Origin of the sequence: Methylomonas albis, from assembly GCF_014850955.1 — a bacterium.
Lineage (GTDB): Bacteria > Pseudomonadota > Gammaproteobacteria > Methylococcales > Methylomonadaceae > Methylomonas > Methylomonas albis.
This window is the reverse complement of sequence record NZ_JACXSS010000001.1, coordinates 921,668-938,251: the sequence shown is the minus strand read 5'-3', so window position 1 is coordinate 938,251 and position 16,584 is coordinate 921,668. Positions and strand designations below refer to the sequence as shown.

Genomic DNA, 16,584 nt, shown 5'->3' with positions numbered 1-16,584 from the left:
GCTTTGATCACTGATGTGCCTTTGCGCTTAAGTTCTGAAAGCCGACGATCTTAAGAGTGAGCTTGAGTTCATACTATGTTGAGCATTCTTCTCATCCCAGCGCTAAACGATAACTATATTTACCTGTTACACGAATCAGACGGCGGTGAAACGGCGGTAGTCGATCCTGCTGTTTCCTCACCAGTGCTTGACGTGCTTCAGCAACAGGGCTGGCAATTAGATTACATTTTTAACACCCATCACCACAGCGACCATGTCGGCGCCAATCTACAACTAAAGCAGTTAACCGGATGTAAGATCATCGGTGCGGCAGCGGATAAAGCCCGTATCCCTGGCATCGACATGGAAGTTAAAGAAGGTGATTTTATCCAGCTTGGTAATCACTCTTTTCAGATCATGGACACACCCGGCCATACTTTGGGGCACATCGTTTATTACTGCGCAGATAGCCAGGCTTTATTTTGCGGCGACACCTTGTTTTCGCTGGGCTGTGGCCGCCTATTCGAAGGTAGTGCGGAACAGATGTGGCATTCCTTGCAAAAACTAAAAACCTTGCCAGCCGAAACCCGCGTCTACTGCGCTCACGAATATACCGCTGCCAATGGCCGTTTTGCACTATCGGTTGATCCGGATAATTCAAGGCTGCGGCAGCGGATTGCCCAAGTCGCCGAACTTCGCCAACAAAACCTCCCCACCCTTCCCTCTACTATTGGCCTGGAATTGGCGACCAATCCCTTTTTCAGAGGGCACGACGCTAGTATTCGCCGCAATATCGGTACGACAGAGCAAACGGACGTGGCCGTGTTTAGCAAATTACGCTTAATAAAGGACCAGTTTCAATAAGCCTACCCCAGCTGTCGATAATATTTAATTCTGCTAGACTGGTTTCCACATTTCGGCATGTTTCCCTGCCAAGCTTTGGACATTCATGAATAACACCCCCTCGATCAGCATCGTACTCCCGGCTAAAAACGAGTCGAAAAACCTGCCGTCCTTTTTACCGATGCTACATCTGCTCTACCCTGACGCCGAGATTCTTCTAATAAACGACGGCTCGACAGACGATACCGCCGCCGTCGCTCGCGCAGCCGGCGTAACAGTCATTGACCATCCCTACAGCATGGGCAACGGCGCGGCTATTAAGACTGGAGCCAGGCATGCTAAAAACGATATTTTAGTGTTTATGGATGCCGACGGCCAACACGATCCCGGCGATATTCCGGCCTTACTGACCAAACTAAACGACGGCTACGATATGGTAGTCGGCGCCCGAAACGCCGGTAGCCACGCCTCTTTATTCCGACATTTGGCGAATAAGTTTTACAACAAGCTGGCATCGTTGATGACCGGGCATAGAATCGAAGATCTTACCTCCGGATTTCGTGCCGCCAGGGCTAGTAAATTTCGCAAATTTCTATATCTACTACCCAACGGCTTTTCTTATCCGACGACCAGTACGATGGCATTTTTTCGTTCCGGCTTCCCGGTTGCTTATGTGCCAATCCACGCAGGCAAACGCAAAGGCAAAAGCCATATCCGCCTAATGCATGACGGTTTTCGATTTTTTATTATTATTTTGCGCATCGGGGTGCTGTTCTCGCCTATGCGGCTGTTCCTGCCAATTAGTAGCACGGTATTTAGCTTGGGAGCAGGCTATTACGCCTATACCTATTTCACCGAAAGCCGTTTTACCAATATGAGCGCGGTGTTGTTTTTATCGGCTTTATTTATTTTCTTGATTGGCATCGTGTCCGAACAAATATCTTCGCTACATTATAAAAATATTGAATAGATCAAGTATTTACGCAGCTAAAAATCACGAACTTGGCATTAGTCGCCACCTGCCGGCAATTCCCGAATAACTTCTTCAGGGGCAGATGGTAGTTCAAATGGCGATTGCCAATTACCCGTAACTCACCGCCCTTACGCAAGACCTTATGCGCCTGCTGAAACATCTGCCAGGCGATATGATCGCCTATGGTGTGCTGTTGATGGAACGGCGGGTTACAGACTATGCAATCCGCACTGCTCTCGGGGTAATCACTCAAACAATCAGCGACTAAAAATTCAGCCTGCCGACTATCGGCAAAAGCTTCCAAAAAATTTTCCCTGGCCGAAGCAATGGCCATGAACGATTCGTCTATAAAACATATTTGCGCCTGCAAGTTTTGCTTTGCCAGCATCACGCCGACAACACCATTACCGCAACCCAGATCGATAACATCGTGATGTTCGGAGTTTTGCGGCAGGTGCTCCAATAAAAAACGGGTGCCTATATCCAGGCTATCGCGAGAAAACACATTGGCGTGATTGCAGATCGACAGCTCGCTATTCTCCAGTCGATAGCGCGTAGGGTAAGGATTTTCCGGCAGCAGCAGCTTTTCATCCACACTGGCAAAAATCAGTCTGGCTTTTTTTACCGCCTGGGACGGCTGCGTGGGGCCAATCAAGCGTTCCAACAACTTCCAAGCCGTTGGCGGCAGACTCTTCAGCATGCCGGCAGCAATAACCTGACAATCGGCCTTTAACAACGGTTTAAGCCTGTGCAACTGATACTCCAGTAACGCCAGGGTTTTGGGGATTTTAATCAGTAGACAATCGATGCCGGCTTCCGGTAGCGACAAGCTATCCAACAGCCGCACTTGCTCACCGCCAATGCCATTCAATGCCAGGTTGTTACGCGTCGCCTGCTGCGATAGCCAGGAATCGGAGAGGGCAGTTGGTCGGTAAGCGCTAAGCGAAACCGACAACGCACCAAAGCTGTCGTTGAGTATCACTATATTGGAATGTGCCGTAATGTCTGCGACAACCAAATGATTCAACACATATTCGTCTGCCGCGTCCCAAGCCCGCAACAATTCGTTTTTGCGAAGCGGCAAACGCTTGAGTTGAACGCACCCTAACGGGCTATTTAATTCCAGTTCCATATTGCGAGAAAAATAAATTTGCTATAACCCGCACTAAAAAGGATAGCTTGATGCAATGACGGCCTTTTAAGACTCAGATTAAGCACTAGGCCAGCGACAATTTGTCACGCGTCAATATGCCACATTTTCAAGGCCGAATAGCTTCAGTAAACTGTAAGCAACTCTTGTATGCGCCCCTTTGGGGAATGAGAGTTACCCCACCTCTATTAACGACCGGTCCATCACACACGGACCCGGTCGTTTTTTTTAGCTTAGCTTATGTAGTCTATCCGCCGAAGATCCGGCAAACAGGCGATAAAAATTTTCGGTTGATTGCTCGGCAATCGCCTCCACCGAGGTCCCGCGCAAATCGGCAATATGTTCCGCCACATAACGCACATAGGTCGGGTAATTAGGTTTTCCGCGATACGGCACCGGCGCGAGATACGGCGAGTCGGTTTCAATCAGAAACCGGTCGGCTGGTATTTTACGTGCCACATCCTTGATGGCTTCCGCGTTCTTGAAGGTCACGATGCCGGAAAAAGAGATATAGAAATTCAAATCCAAAGCCTTTTCCGCGTAGGCCCAATCCTCCGTAAAACAGTGGATAATCCCGCCGACTTGATCTGCCCCCTCTTCTTGCAATACATCCAAGGAATCTTGCCCAGCCTCGCGAGTATGGATAATTAAAGGCTTATTCAGCAATTTGGCGGCGGCGATATGCGTGCGAAACCGTTGAAATTGCCATTCCAGATCACCTTCGCTGCGAAAATAGTCCAGGCCGGTCTCGCCGATGGCGATGACTTTATCGTTATCAGCCAACTGCAATAAGTCGTCCAGCGTCGGTTCGCGGCCGTCACTGACATTGGGATGCACCCCCACCGACAAGGAAATATCCGGATAAGGCATCACCTGTTCCAGCATTGCCGGGAAGGCTTCCATATCGATGGCGATGCACAGCATATGTCGGATTTTGGCAGCCCGCGCGGCATCGACAAAGGTGTTGAAATCGTTAGCGTAAGGCGCCAAATCGATACGATCAAGATGGCAGTGGGAATCAATGAACATGGGAATGACAAAAAATTAAAACAAGCGAAACACCGCGCCCGCGGGGTGATTTACATCGTATGTGTGGAACGATCCGATTCCAGTGCGCCGGCCAGATAGGTTTCGATCTTGTTGCGAGCAGCGCCGCCGTCTTGATCGCTGAATTGCACGCCTATTCCGGCAGCGCGATAACCCTCCGCTCCGCTCGGCGTCTTCCAGATGATCTTGCCGGCAATTGGCAGGCGCTCGGTTTCTTCCATTAAATTCAGCAACATGAACACTTCCTCGCCCATCTCGTATTCACGCTTAGTGGGAATAAACAATCCGCCGTTTTTCACGAACGGCATATACGCCGCATAAAGCGCGTTTTTATCCTTGATGGATAAGGACAAGATACCTTGTCTGGGTGCTGCTGATTCTGCCATACGCTTATTGTCTATTCAGTTGCGACCAGCTAATCAAGAGCTGCTCGACCATCAATTGTTTATTAAGTTGCGTGTTCAATTGCGACTTGGTGGTAAGCACATTATCGTAAAACCGATATAAGCGTTTCAATTCTAGCCGCTCGGCAAGGGCTTGCAAGGGATTTTTCAGATCCGGATTGGCAAGCGTCGGAGATTCCGAGCCATACGCATATTTAACAATGTCCGCGACCCAGCTTGCCATCCACCGTAAAACCACTGCCAAATCAATTTTTTCCTGCTTTTGCCAGTACTCAGCTACCGTCAACAAATTTTCCTTGCCTTGCGCGACATGCAACCAAGTGTCGAAATACTGCTGTCTGAGCTGCACCATATTCTGTTCGGCGTAATGTTTAGCCAACAGCGGCGAACCTTGGGCCAGTTTTAATAGCAGCTCGGCGTGTTCTTCGACACCCTGCTGCTGTAACCAAGTCATCGCCAGTTCGTGGGCTGCCGTTGCGCAATCGATTTTTTGGCAACGGCTACGGATAGTCGCCGGCAATCGGCTCGGTTGCTCGCTGATCAACAACAAACAAGTGCGTTCGGTCGGCTCTTCCAGACACTTCAAGAAAGCATTCGCCGAGGCGGTATTCAAGGCGTCGGCCGGCTGAATAATCACGACTCTGTAAGCATCGTCGTACTGCGGCTTCAAAGCCAGCTTGACGATTAACTGTCTGATTTTGTCGATACCGATGGCCTTGCCGGGCTCGTCGGGTTCTATCATCAGAAAATCGGGATGGGTTTGCGCGTCGAACAATTTACAAGCCACGCAATGACCGCATGCGCTCTTATCAGCCAGCGGCGCCTGGCACAATAAGTGTCGCGCATAATATCCGGCCAAATGCCGCTTACCCTGACCCGCAGCACCGGAAAACAGCAAAGCTTGCGGGATGCGCTGTTGTTCCATATAACCGTGCAGCTGCCGCCAATTATCCTGTTGCCAGGGATAAATCCCACTCCGTGCAAACATCAATTGGCCCACAACCCAGCCAACTCGCGGCGCAACTGCTGTTGCACCTCGCTTAACGGCAAGCTGGCATCGATAATCTTATAACGATGCAAATCCGTGGCGGCACGTTGTAAATACGCTTGCCGAACTCTTTCGAAAAACGCCAGTTGCTCGGTTTCGAAGCGATCCAGCTCGCCTCTGTGCTTGGCGCGCTGCATACCTATTTCGATGGGCGCATCGAAAACCAAGGTCAAATCCGGCCTAAGCGCGCCTTGCACGGTGTTTTCCAGCCAGGCTATGGTTTGCAGATCCATGTTACGACCACCGCCTTGATAAGCATATGTGGCATCGGTAAAGCGGTCGCACACCACCCAGCGGCCTTGCTGCAAAGCGGGCAAAATCACTTGCTGAATATGTTGGGCGCGAGCTGCAAACACCAGCAATAACTCGGCCTGCTCCGAGAGGCTTTCTTCCTGCCGTTCCAACAAAATCCCGCGTATCTTTTCGGCAATGCCGGTACCACCCGGCTCACGGGTATGCACGAACGGAATACCCCGTTCCTCCAATAACTGCTTGATAAATTGCAGATTGGTGGACTTACCGACGCCCTCGCCGCCTTCCAGGGTGATAAATCGTCCGAGTGTCATCGTTGATATTGATCGACGTATTTTTCGTGTTCCGCCAATGTCGCCGAAAAGGCGTGTCTACCATTGCCGCGGGCGACAAAAAATATGGCATCACTATGATCGGGATGCAAGGCGGCAACAATGGCCTGTTTGCCCGGCATGGCAATCGGTGTGGGCGGCAGTCCTTCGATGATATAGGTGTTGTAGGGCGTGGGTTCGCGTAAATCCTTGTGGCGAATATCACCGTGGTAATCATCGCCCATACCGTAAATCACGGTAGGATCGGTTTGCAACAACATGCCTTTCTTCAAGCGCCGAGCAAATACCCCAGCAATCTTTCTGCGCTCTTCGCCGGCACCGGTCTCTTTTTCGACAATTGACGCCAAAATCAGGGCTTCATAGGGGTTTTCTAACGGCACGCCGTCATCGCGTTTTTGCCATTCCTCGTTCAATACCGCCTGCATTCTTTCGTGCGCACGCTTCAATAGATCGACATCGGACGTGTTTTTTTCAAAGAAATAAGTGTCTGGAAAAAACAAACCTTCTGGATGATTTTTATCTGAGCCGATTTGCGCCATCAACTCTTCCAGTTGGTTATCAGTCAGCGTGTGTTGCAGGTTGGGATTACTCTTGATGGTGTTAAATACTTGCTTGAAAGACCAACCTTCCAGAAAAGTAATCGAATACTTACGGGTCTTACCGTCGGTCAGTTGTTGCAGAATATCGGCGGCAGTAGCCCCTTTAGCCAGCACATACTCGCCTACCTTCAGCAAGTGATCCAAGTTATGTCGATACGCAAACAGGCGGAACCATAAGCGATTGACGGTCACCTGCTGCGCACGCAGATTCTTCACCACCGATTCCAGTGTATCGCCTTTTCTAATCTCTATGACTGTTTCGGTCATGACTACCGGCTTTTTCAGGATCAGATGATAATGCATGCCGGCCCAAATCGACACCAAACCCAGCACCATCAATAAGGTAAATGCGATTATGCTTCTGAACACTGCTATACCTCCGCCATACGGGCTGTGTTGAGCAGGTCTTGCAAACACCGAGTGACCACACCGACGTTAAAAACCTGCGCTTCCAACCGCTTTATCGGCCAGATACCGATCACCGAGTTACTGACAAATAATTCGTCAGCCTGCAAAACGGCAACTTGATCAATTGTTTGCTCAAATAACGGCAACTTGATCCGCTGCGCAAACGCCATAATCAACTCCCGCACGATACCCGCGACGCCGCACTGCCCAAGCAGCGGCGTGTATAAACTTCCTGACTTGACGATGAATAGATTACTCATCGTGCCTTCCACGACCCGGTCTTGAATATCCAACATCAAACCCTCTTGAATCGAATCATCTTGCCATTCCGCTCTGGCTAAAATCTGCTCGAGTCGGTTCATATGCTTGATACCGGCCAAGCTCGGGTTGATTGCCAAACGCTGCGTACAGAATCGCGCGCTAATACCGTCGGTTTGAAACTGTTGGGGATAATCAGGATAAGGATACAGACTGAACAGTCTGGTGGGGATAATTTGCTCTGGCTGCCGATAACCGCGGCCGCCACTGCCACGCGTGACCATCAACTTCAACACGGCCCGCTCGCTGGACTCGCACAATTGCCGGGCTTCAGTATCAAGCAAGGCAGTATCCGGCATCGGGATCAGCAGCCGCTGACAGCCTGCTGCCAGCCGTTTTAGATGTCGATCAAAAAACAGCGGTTTGCCCTGCAGCACTTCGATGGTCTCGAATAGACCGTCGCCGTACTGAAAACCTCGATCAGAAACATCGACACAGTGTCTGTGCTCGCCGTTTAATAAAAACATAGCCAGACACTGCGGAAGCGGAAGCGCTTATTGGTAACGCTTGAAAACCAGAGAACCATTGGTGCCGCCAAAGCCAAACGAATTGGAAATGGCCACATCGATGTTCATGTTTCTGGCGATGTTCGGGACGTAATCCAGATCGCATTCGGGATCGGGATTTTCCAAATTGATGGTCGGCGGTGCGATTTGATTCTGGATAGCCAAGGCTGTCAATACCGCTTCGATACCGCCTGCCGCGCCCAGCAAATGACCGATCATCGACTTGGTGGAACTGACCGCCACGTTATACGCGGAATCACCCAGCGCCAATTTCATCGCATGCGTTTCGCCAATATCACCAGCCGGTGTCGAGGTACCATGGGCGTTGATATAGTGCACGTCTTGCGGATTTATTTTGGCGTCACGCATCGCATTGCGCATACAGCGCGCCGCACCTTCGCCGCCCTCGGATGGCGACGTAATGTGATAAGCATCGCCGCTCATCCCATAACCGACCAGTTCCGCGTAGATTTTCGCCCCGCGCGCCTTGGCATGTTCCAATTCTTCCAGAACCACCACACCCGCACCGTCGCTGAGTACGAAGCCGTCGCGGTCTCGATCCCAAGGCCGGCTGGCTGTCGTCGGACTGTCATTGCGACGCGACAGTGCTTTCGCCGAAGCAAATCCGCCCATCGCGGTCGGCGAGCTCGTGCACCGTTCCGCACCGCCCGCCACCATCACATCGGCGTCGCCGTATTTGATCAATCTTGCCGCGTCGCCAATATTATGGGTACCGGTCGAACAGGCGGTGACAATGGCAAAGTTAGGGCCTTTCAAACCGTATTTGATCGACAGATTACCGGAAATCATATTGATGATGTTACCCGGTACAAAGAACGGTGAAATCCGTCTGGGACCACCCCCACATAAGTGGCATAGCATTCTTCAATGCCGGTGATACCGCCGATCCCGGCGCCGATGGCTACGCCGATCCGCTCGGCATTTTCTTCGGTGACTTCAAAACCGGAATCCTCAATCGCCTGACAGCCCGCCGCAATGCCGTAATGCACGAAGCCGTCCATGCGCTTGGCATCCTTCTCTGCTATGTAGTCGCCGATATTGAAGTTTCTAATCACACCGCCGAACGTCGTTGCAAAGGGGGATATGTCAAATGAATCGATCGGACTAATGCCGCTCTTACCGTTGACAATGCCATCCCAGGTATCGGCAACATTATTGGCTAACGGCGTAATAGCGCCTAAGCCCGTTATAACAACTCGACGTGTGCTCACAGTAAACTACCGGTAAAAAAAGAAGACAACCAGAGAAGGGGGATAAACCGGTTAGTGGATGGAAACCATCCACTAACTTTTGGAAACAACTTACTGCAGATTGGCGTTGATATAATCGATAGCCAATTGGACTGTGGTGATTTTTTCAGCTTCTTCGTCTGGAATTTCGCATTCGAATTCTTCTTCCAGAGCCATGACGAGTTCAACTGTGTCTAAAGAATCAGCGCCAAGATCGTCAACAAAAGACGCATCGTTCGCGATTTCTTCTTTTACGCCTAATTGTTCTGCGACAATCTTTTTAACTCGTTCTTCGATATTACTCATATTTTTTTCCTCGAACAATGCAAATGCCTGACTGCGAGCACTTACCTATCTTTAGTGTTGTATTAATTGAATTTGCAATCTCGTCACTGGCCTTGCCTAACGACAGCGCGGATTATACTTTATGTTCCAAAAAATTCACAACATTCGCCCACGACGGGGCGATTCGTGGCCTGAGGCTATGTTTTCCCACTCAAATTTTTAATAATTTCTTCCAAAGGCACCAAATTCAGTTTGATCCTGAATAAAACCGCTTTGTTTTCCAACACCCCGAAGCACTCGTAGGTACGTAACATGATGCTGGTGTGGTTCAGCGTTTTGTCCGGCGACTCCGGCAGTTGCCTGACCAGAATATGCAGTTTATCGTTGTTTTTCAACTTAGCCAGATGCACGCGATCGACCGATATATCATGCGAGGTATACACCATCGGATTGCGCTTGAAATCGTGATCCTCCATTTGCGCCTTCTCCAGCAAGGCCCCGGATGTCAAGCTGCATGGAAACACTTCCGGATAGTGCGCAAGCTGCATCAACTCATCAAAGTAATCGGACTGCTCCGCAAACGAACCGGACAGAAAGTTCTTCACATTGCCGTTATTCATCCACTTACGCTTCAGAAAAAACTCGGTGCCGGGCACGATGGTCTTATCGGCAAGCGCATTCAAATCCGGCAGACTGCTTAGGTCGGTGTCCACCAAAAACAAAGGATTTTTTGTTTCCTTTTTATAGCCCAGCAAAATAGTTTTGCCTTGCGATTTAATCGCGATGCGATTAGTCAAGGTCAGTTCCGGGATAGTCGCGATCAGCGTTTTTTTAATATCCAGCGTCATCTCCTGCCGCGGCCTTAAGGCATTGACAAAAATGATCTGGTAATTGCTAAAACGCAGCTGGTTGTCGGCGATGATCTGATCTTCGTGATGCGCTTCCCGATACAAGCGCATCTGATATTCGATCAAGGTATTCAATTGAAACCCCAGCACGATCGGGCCTTTGAATGGATTATGCGTGACCTGCAACCATTTATGCTTGTCATGAAACAGGTTGAAATCGTCGGACGCGTTACGGGCGACTTCAATATGAATTTGTTCGAAAGTAAACGACTGATCTTTCATCGGTGACCAATGACAGTAGAGATTAACCGGCTATTCTAGGCCGATTGCCGCAAATCAGAAAGTAACGCACCAAACCAGCCCATTCAGAACCGACAACAATGCTCGGCCTAGACCAGGAAATCAGGTTACTATCCAGGCATAGTCTCATCTACTTGGATAGCGAAAAGCCGAATGCATATCGAAAGACACAAAAACCACCGAATCGGCTGGCTCCGCGCGGCCGTGCTGGGCGCAAACGACGGCATCGTCTCCACCGCCAGTCTGATCTTGGGCGTCGCAGCAGCCGGCGTGGATGCCAAACATATCTTGATCGCTGGCATTGCCGGCCTGGTAGCCGGCGCGATGTCCATGGCCGCCGGCGAATATGTGTCAGTCTGTTCGCAAGCCGACACAGAACATGCCGACTTGGAACGTGAGCGTAGGGAACTCGCCGCCTATCCGGAACACGAACATGCGGAAATGACGGCTATTTACGTTGGGCGCGGCCTGGACGAAACGCTGGCCGCTGAGGTGGCCAGACAGCTAATGGCGCACGATGCGCTAGGCGCGCATAGCCGCGACGAACTGGGCATCACCGACACCTCCGCCGCGCGCCCGGTGCTGGCGGCATTTTCATCGGCAGCTAGTTTTTCGATCGGCGCCATATTGCCTTTGTTGATTGTGTTTTGGGCACCGGCAGCAGTGTTGATTTGGGCCGTAGCGAGCGGCTCCTTATTGCTGTTGGTATCGCTAGGCGTCCTATCCGCCCGTGCCGGCGGCGCTGCCATGCTGGCCGCCGGTGTGCGAGTGTGTTTTTGGGGCACGTTGGCGATGGCCTTGACGGCTGGCGTTGGCGCTTTATTTGAAGTAGCGGCTTGAGCTGCTACTCACCGGTAACCTGCATCCAACCGCTTATTCAGGCATTCATTTGAATAAGTGCCACCAGCTGCCGCCGTATTTGCCCAGCAACCTGCCCATCCAATTGCTCGAGCCAGCGAATTGGAATCTGTTCCAACCCGTATTTCGCCCCGGCCAACATCCCCGCCAAGGCCCCCGTCGTATCCGCATCCCCCCCTGATTCACGATAGCGATCAGGCAGGATTCGAAACTGTCAGTATTAAAAAAATAATACAGCACCGTCTGTACGGTATCGACGATGTAGCCGGAGGCTTTGCCCGGATACGGGTCGAAGGCAAATTCGCGGTATTGGTCTATCAAACGCCCAGCTTCCAGCCGACAGACATCCAAGCCTTGTCCGTTAATCAATAGATTGGTCATCCGCCCCAAAGCCAAGGTTGCAGCGTCGGACAGTGGGTTATGATGGGTAATCCGACTCTGTTGCAAACTCCAAATTTCAAAATCATCCGGCCGATTCAGCGTCGCCAGTATCACCGGCAGGTTACGCATGCAAGCACCGTTGCCGGCTTCGTCGTCACGCGGCAAGCCAATTAACACACCCTCGTCGCGATAACGCACGATACCGCGCCGACAAGTATTGCCGACATCCGGCGGATCGCTTTCCAGCCAAGCCAGAAAGTTGTCGGCCACGGCCTGTAAATTCCAATCCTGATGGTCGATGATGGCTTGCCCTAACGCTAACGACATTTGTGTATCGTCGGTAACCTGCCCCGGCTCCAGCCCCAACCAGCCGCCACCAATCATTTCCGTATGCACACCGTAACGTTTTTGGATTTGCTTGGGCGACATGAACTCCACCGTCGCCCCTAACGCATCGCCGCAAGCAAAACCCAAGTAAGCGCCTAAAGCCCGACTCATTAACTGCTCATTCATCGTTGCACCTTCACTCGATAATCGCCGCCAATTACCAGATATTCCGCTTCGCCACGCAAGGCGTGGTGCGGCAGCAGGTCGGTAAAAAACACTAACTTCACCATAGGCACCTCAACTTCCAAGATATAGCCGCCAAATTCGCTGGCGATGCTGTAGCGGTCGGTAAACGACACGATGCTGTTGAAACGCACAATCTTATGCTGCTTGTCTTGATCGGCAACCACCCAATCGTCCAAGGCATTGACGCCGCGATACAGGGTTTTATGGGTCGCGGCCGGCACTTGAAAGCGCTCAATCACCCACTGGCAAAACTCGTACAACAAATCCAGCTGCATATAAATGCAATTATTATGGTAGCGGCTGTTCATCTTTTCTTCGATGTAGACTATCCAATCCTTGCTCATAAAACTGCTGATTTGTTGTTTATGGTAATTGGGGAACAGGCCAAAGCGGCTTTCCACCCAGCCCTTCAGCACCGCGCCCTGCGCATTGTTGGAATCCAGCCCCCAATCCTGAATCAAGCGCAGATAACTGTTGCGATACCGGCGCCGTCCCTCGGCATCGTCGCGCAAACGTTGCTCGGTTTCGAAGCCAAACACCACGCACATATAGTCTTGAAATATTCGTCCGCACTCGGCCAACGTGGCTTGGCCGGCCAACTGCTCGAACAGTCCGGGCACCGACTCACGGGTACCGGCAATATGCAAGGGCTTGGGGTATTGGTTAAACAGATGACTAGCCATGCAAGCCGTCGCCATGCCGATCAAGTTGGTGCTGTGGCCGTGTTTCGAAATGTCGGGCATGGATTAACCGGGAAGAATGTCAGGCAATCTGACAAACGCTAATTCTCACATCGAATAGGGAAATTAGCCATACAGAACAGACCTGCTTGGACTAATTCCTCTGGAATTCGCGATGCAGCAAAACTTACAGCAATCCACGCAACTGAGTAGCTAGCTGAAAATAGCAAATACAAAGCAAGAATCTAGCCGTTTTTTGTGATTGACATCACACAAAGACACAGAATACAGTGCTCTAGCCGATTGATTATTAACCAAAAACAAGTAATCGATGACAGGCAAAACTATAACAACACGCAGGAGAGTCATATGAAAAAATATGTTGCGGAGTCCTTCGGGACTTTTTGGTTAGTTCTTGGCGGATGCGGAAGCGCAGTATTGGCGGCGGCGTTTCCGAATGTGGGCATCGGCTTACTTGGCGTTTCACTGGCCTTCGGTTTAACGGTACTAACCATGGCTTTTGCCATTGGCCATATCTCCGGCTGCCATCTGAATCCGGCTGTGTCTGTTGGCCTGTGGATGGGGGGGCGTTTTCCCGCCAATCAATTGTTACCGTACATTGTCTCGCAAGTGATCGGCGCAATTGTGGCCGGCGGCGTGCTGTATTTAATCGCCAGCGGCAAAGCCGGTTTTGATGTGTCCGCAGGCTTTGCGTCCAACGGTTACGGCGAACATTCGCCGGGCGGCTACTCCTTGCTATCGGCGTTAATTACCGAAGTAGTGATGACCATGATGTTTTTGCTGATCATCCTCGGCGCCACCGACGCCCGCGCCCCAGCCGGCCTAACCCCTATCGCCATCGGTTTGGGCTTAACGCTGATTCACTTGATCAGCATCCCGGTCACCAACACGTCGGTCAATCCCGCCCGCAGTTTGGGTGTAGCCGTTTATGTCGGCGATTGGGCTTTGGCGCAACTATGGCTGTTCTGGGTTGCACCGATTATCGGTGCCGTATTGGGCGCGTTGGTTTATCGTTTCATCGGCAGCCCTGACGAGTAAGTACCCCGCTCAGTTCTTTACTTAAACCAATCCGTCGTCCGGCGGGGAATGCGGGAAACCGAAGAGGCCATGGACGGCGAAGCCTCTCACGCCCAGACGACCTGGAGCCGGCTTTCCCCCCTGACATTCCACTTTAATTTGATGACATCACCGGGCGACCATCTTCCTTAAAATCAAAGCCTTGCCAGCATTTCCGATATGGATATAAAAACCTACAAAGGCCGGTCCAATGTATCCGGTGCGATTGCACTGGATGACCGCCACTTCATCGTCGCGGACGACGAAAGCAACGAACTCAGCGTGTTCGACATAAACGCAAAAAAAGCCTTAAAGCCTGCGATTGCCCTCTCAGAGGTTTTCGACGGCGAAATCAAAGACGGCAAGCAGCAGGAAATCGATCTGGAAGGTGGCGCGCATATTGGCGATGTTTATTTCTGGATAGGCTCGCACAGTACCAATAGCGAAGGTAAAGAACGGCCGGCTCGGCAGCGTTTGCTCGGCATTCATCTATCCGAAGCCGAGCCCGATAAATTCAGCGCCCAGCGATATGGCGCGATTTACACACAATTGATCGCCGATTTGAAACAAGACGAACGCTTTGCCCGCTATGACTGGGAGCAAGCCGAGCGCACCCCACCCAAAGGCAAGGGCGGTTTGAGCATCGAAGGTCTGGCAGCCACAGCGCAGCAAGGCTTATTGATAGGCTTTAGAAACCCGCTAGCCGGCGGCGTAAGCGACAACGGCTACCTGAAAAACGGCAAAGCCATCCTGGTGCATTTACTCAACCCACTGGCACTATTGCAAGGCCAAACCGCACAATTCGCCGAACCGATAGAGTTGGATTTAGATGGCTTAGGCATTCGCGACATCGTCTTGCACCGAGACAATCAATACCTGATCGTCGCCGGCCCTTACCATGCTAACGAAAAGCGGCTGGAGAAACATTGGTTGTATTTATGGGATAGTGCTTCAGGACAGCTGGAGCGGCTGGAACATATCGATCTGGGAGAGTTGAATATCGAAGCGGCGTTCTTTTTTTCGGGCGAGAATGATCGTGTCGTATTACTGACCGATGACGGCGAGCAGAAGGGGTTTCGATGCGTTTTAATGGGGCTTTGACAAAAATCCGCTTTATCAATCGAACACTGTAAAGCAGCAGCTATAGAGTTTTGGAGACTGCCTATCTTGCTAAAGCGACAGAGGGAATTGCCTCACATCCTCAAACAGCCATGTAGCTCTGTTAGCATTAAAGAAAACGCATACCTCCCTGAATTGTTCCGATATGCAGCCCTTTAATTACTTGCCGCAGGCCAAAGGATTTTGACAGGCCGGTGCTATGGGGCTTACGAATAAGCCGCAAAAAGAATAAGTCGAAGCGAAAATTGCACTCGTGATTGGACCAAAAAATCCGGCTCCCATCATCACAAGCCCGAGCACCACGACAACCACAATCAAAGAATCCAGATTTATTCTGGTAAGGCCGAACTCGATATTCTGATTGGCCAATCCCATCTTAAAGACAGCAAACCATTAACCCAATCAGCTTTTTTATCCCGGCTTGTTCATTTTTGCTACAGTTCCACTTAAGATACGACTAAATGACAAAAAAATGAATGCTTGAAATGTTCGAACGGCGTGGTAACTTTAGCCACTTAACCATAATAATAACTAGCTTAAGAGGAAACATCGCATGAGCCTTGACGAAAACAACAACGAGACCGAAACCGCTAATCAAGCTGAAGAGCCTAAACAACCGGAAACCAGTCCGGCGGCAGATTCAGCCGCTGCGGCAAAAGACGCTGCCGGCAATATCCTGGCTAACGTACTGGCACTGAAAGAATCCAACCCTAAAGTATTTTTTGGCGGCGTGGGCGCTGTGGCGCTAGTCTTAGTCGCCTTGATTTTTGGCGGCGGTTCCGATGCTAAATTGCCTGTACATCAAGCAAAAGCCATGGTCCCCGGACAAAATTATGTACTGAAAAGTCCAAATACTTACGATCCAAATGCCACCGTTAGATTGGTCGCCGTCCCTGGCTCGATGGCGGCTTACGATGATACCGAAGAAAATGATCGTGACGGCGCTTGTAAACACATGCCGCTGAATACCCCGGTCAAACTGATCCAATCTCAAGCAGATACCACCGACAAGAATGTTTTGTGGGCGGAAGTCGAAATCACTGAATCCGGCGAATGCCAAGGCAGAAAAGCCTGGACCTCAGCAATAAACCTGCAATAATTGTTGACACAAATAAATATCTTTTTATAATACGCAGGATAGTAAGCCAAGCGGGAATAGCTCAGTTGGTAGAGCACGACCTTGCCAAGGTCGGGGTCGCGAGTTCGAGTCTCGTTTCCCGCTCCAAATTTAAAAAGCCGCGGCTTATCGCGGCTTTTTTTATTGCACCTATAAAGGCTGCGTAGCAAAATGGTTATGCAGCGGCCTGCAAAGCCGTATATACCGGTTCGATTCCGGTCGCAGCCTCCATTACTA

The 16,584-nt window shown here is 50.8% G+C and carries 16 protein-coding genes, 2 tRNA genes and 2 pseudogenes; 8 read left to right on the top strand and 12 right to left on the bottom strand.

Going from position 1 to position 16,584, the window contains the following annotated elements; all coding sequences use genetic code 11:
• The first annotated feature begins 75 nt into the window (after positions 1–75).
• A complete protein-coding gene (gene gloB, locus EBA_RS04520) occupies positions 76–843 on the top strand; it encodes a hydroxyacylglutathione hydrolase (protein ID WP_192373550.1) in 768 nt (255 codons plus the stop codon).
• A gap of 85 nt (positions 844–928) precedes the next feature.
• Entirely contained in the window at positions 929–1,792 is an 864-nt protein-coding gene (locus EBA_RS04515) for a glycosyltransferase family 2 protein (RefSeq protein WP_192373549.1), read from the top strand.
• Position 1,793: 1 nt separating this feature from the next.
• On the opposite strand, the gene EBA_RS04510 is transcribed toward EBA_RS04515, so the two are convergent.
• The 10 genes and pseudogenes from EBA_RS04510 to EBA_RS04465 all read right to left on the bottom strand — a co-directional run bounded on the left by EBA_RS04510 (position 1,794) and on the right by EBA_RS04465 (position 10,524).
• On the bottom strand, positions 1,794–2,927 hold the full coding sequence (locus EBA_RS04510) for a methyltransferase (protein WP_192373548.1): 1,134 nt from the start codon (positions 2,925–2,927) through the stop codon (positions 1,794–1,796).
• Positions 2,928–3,173: 246 nt separating this feature from the next.
• A complete protein-coding gene (locus EBA_RS04505) occupies positions 3,174–3,974 on the bottom strand; it encodes a TatD family hydrolase (protein WP_192373547.1) in 801 nt (266 codons plus the stop codon).
• A 50-nt stretch (positions 3,975–4,024) separates the two neighbouring features.
• Positions 4,025–4,378, bottom strand: coding sequence for a PilZ domain-containing protein (locus EBA_RS04500; RefSeq protein ID WP_036273356.1), 354 nt, complete (start codon positions 4,376–4,378; stop codon positions 4,025–4,027).
• Between the two features lie 4 nt (positions 4,379–4,382).
• Positions 4,383–5,384: a DNA polymerase III subunit delta' gene (locus EBA_RS04495; protein ID WP_192373546.1), complete on the bottom strand. Its 1,002-nt coding sequence runs from the start codon at positions 5,382–5,384 to the stop codon at positions 4,383–4,385.
• The gene (tmk, locus tag EBA_RS04490) at positions 5,384–6,010 is read right to left on the bottom strand and encodes a dTMP kinase (protein ID WP_192373545.1); all 627 of its coding nucleotides are present in this window, start codon (positions 6,008–6,010) and stop codon (positions 5,384–5,386) included. The genes EBA_RS04495 and tmk overlap by 1 nt, the downstream gene beginning before the upstream one ends.
• Positions 6,007–6,996 (bottom strand): endolytic transglycosylase MltG, encoded by a 990-nt coding sequence (mltG, locus tag EBA_RS04485; protein WP_192373544.1) that lies wholly within the window; start codon positions 6,994–6,996, stop codon positions 6,007–6,009. Before mltG ends, tmk begins: the two co-directional genes overlap by 4 nt.
• A 2-nt stretch (positions 6,997–6,998) precedes the next feature.
• Positions 6,999–7,820: an aminodeoxychorismate lyase gene (gene pabC / locus EBA_RS04480; protein WP_192373543.1), complete on the bottom strand. Its 822-nt coding sequence runs from the start codon at positions 7,818–7,820 to the stop codon at positions 6,999–7,001.
• A 27-nt stretch (positions 7,821–7,847) separates the two neighbouring features.
• A pseudogene (gene fabF / locus EBA_RS04475) lies at positions 7,848–9,091 on the bottom strand (beta-ketoacyl-ACP synthase II).
• A gap of 90 nt (positions 9,092–9,181) precedes the next feature.
• Entirely contained in the window at positions 9,182–9,415 is a 234-nt protein-coding gene (gene acpP, locus EBA_RS04470; protein WP_013820083.1) for an acyl carrier protein, read from the bottom strand.
• Positions 9,416–9,591: 176 nt separating this feature from the next.
• Positions 9,592–10,524 (bottom strand): hypothetical protein, encoded by a 933-nt coding sequence (locus EBA_RS04465; protein ID WP_192373542.1) that lies wholly within the window; start codon positions 10,522–10,524, stop codon positions 9,592–9,594.
• Between the two features lie 171 nt (positions 10,525–10,695).
• Between EBA_RS04465 and EBA_RS04460 the strand changes: the two genes are divergently transcribed.
• Entirely contained in the window at positions 10,696–11,382 is a 687-nt protein-coding gene (locus EBA_RS04460) for a VIT1/CCC1 transporter family protein (protein ID WP_192373541.1), read from the top strand.
• Positions 11,383–11,419: 37 nt separating this feature from the next.
• On the opposite strand, the pseudogene draG reads toward EBA_RS04460, so the two are convergent.
• Positions 11,420–12,279: pseudogene (draG, locus tag EBA_RS04455) on the bottom strand (ADP-ribosyl-[dinitrogen reductase] hydrolase).
• Positions 12,280–12,290: 11 nt separating this feature from the next.
• Entirely contained in the window at positions 12,291–13,097 is an 807-nt protein-coding gene (locus tag EBA_RS04450; protein WP_192373540.1) for an NAD(+)--dinitrogen-reductase ADP-D-ribosyltransferase, read from the bottom strand.
• Between the two features lie 306 nt (positions 13,098–13,403).
• Here EBA_RS04450 and aqpZ point away from each other — a divergent pair, with 306 nt between their 5' ends.
• From aqpZ to EBA_RS04425, 5 genes are all read left to right on the top strand, one after another.
• Positions 13,404–14,093: an aquaporin Z gene (aqpZ, locus tag EBA_RS04445; protein WP_192373539.1), complete on the top strand. Its 690-nt coding sequence runs from the start codon at positions 13,404–13,406 to the stop codon at positions 14,091–14,093.
• A gap of 198 nt (positions 14,094–14,291) precedes the next feature.
• Complete coding sequence (locus EBA_RS04440) at positions 14,292–15,212, top strand: DUF3616 domain-containing protein (protein WP_192373538.1); 921 nt, start codon at positions 14,292–14,294, stop codon at positions 15,210–15,212.
• A gap of 571 nt (positions 15,213–15,783) precedes the next feature.
• A complete protein-coding gene (locus tag EBA_RS04435; protein ID WP_192373537.1) occupies positions 15,784–16,329 on the top strand; it encodes a hypothetical protein in 546 nt (181 codons plus the stop codon).
• 50 nt (positions 16,330–16,379) lie between these two features.
• A tRNA-Gly gene (locus tag EBA_RS04430) sits at positions 16,380–16,455 on the top strand.
• A gap of 49 nt (positions 16,456–16,504) precedes the next feature.
• Positions 16,505–16,578 (top strand) — tRNA-Cys (locus tag EBA_RS04425).
• Positions 16,579–16,584: the final 6 nt, after the last annotated feature.

Excerpts from the sequence above, each read along its gene's own strand:
- gloB (WP_192373550.1), top strand. The coding sequence starts at position 76 with ATGTTGAGCATTCTTCTCATCCCAGCGCTAAACGATAACTATATTTAC.
- EBA_RS04515 (WP_192373549.1), top strand. The coding sequence starts at position 929 with ATGAATAACACCCCCTCGATCAGCATCGTACTCCCGGCTAAAAACGAG.
- EBA_RS04510 (WP_192373548.1), bottom strand. The coding sequence starts at position 2,927 with ATGGAACTGGAATTAAATAGCCCGTTAGGGTGCGTTCAACTCAAGCGT.
- EBA_RS04505 (WP_192373547.1), bottom strand. The coding sequence starts at position 3,974 with ATGTTCATTGATTCCCACTGCCATCTTGATCGTATCGATTTGGCGCCT.
- EBA_RS04500 (WP_036273356.1), bottom strand. The coding sequence starts at position 4,378 with ATGGCAGAATCAGCAGCACCCAGACAAGGTATCTTGTCCTTATCCATC.
- EBA_RS04495 (WP_192373546.1), bottom strand. The coding sequence starts at position 5,384 with ATGTTTGCACGGAGTGGGATTTATCCCTGGCAACAGGATAATTGGCGG.
- tmk (WP_192373545.1), bottom strand. The coding sequence starts at position 6,010 with ATGACACTCGGACGATTTATCACCCTGGAAGGCGGCGAGGGCGTCGGT.
- pabC (WP_192373543.1), bottom strand. The coding sequence starts at position 7,820 with ATGTTTTTATTAAACGGCGAGCACAGACACTGTGTCGATGTTTCTGAT.
- acpP (WP_013820083.1), bottom strand. The coding sequence starts at position 9,415 with ATGAGTAATATCGAAGAACGAGTTAAAAAGATTGTCGCAGAACAATTA.
- EBA_RS04465 (WP_192373542.1), bottom strand. The coding sequence starts at position 10,524 with ATGAAAGATCAGTCGTTTACTTTCGAACAAATTCATATTGAAGTCGCC.
- EBA_RS04460 (WP_192373541.1), top strand. The coding sequence starts at position 10,696 with ATGCATATCGAAAGACACAAAAACCACCGAATCGGCTGGCTCCGCGCG.
- EBA_RS04450 (WP_192373540.1), bottom strand. The coding sequence starts at position 13,097 with ATGCCCGACATTTCGAAACACGGCCACAGCACCAACTTGATCGGCATG.
- aqpZ (WP_192373539.1), top strand. The coding sequence starts at position 13,404 with ATGAAAAAATATGTTGCGGAGTCCTTCGGGACTTTTTGGTTAGTTCTT.
- EBA_RS04440 (WP_192373538.1), top strand. The coding sequence starts at position 14,292 with ATGGATATAAAAACCTACAAAGGCCGGTCCAATGTATCCGGTGCGATT.
- EBA_RS04435 (WP_192373537.1), top strand. The coding sequence starts at position 15,784 with ATGAGCCTTGACGAAAACAACAACGAGACCGAAACCGCTAATCAAGCT.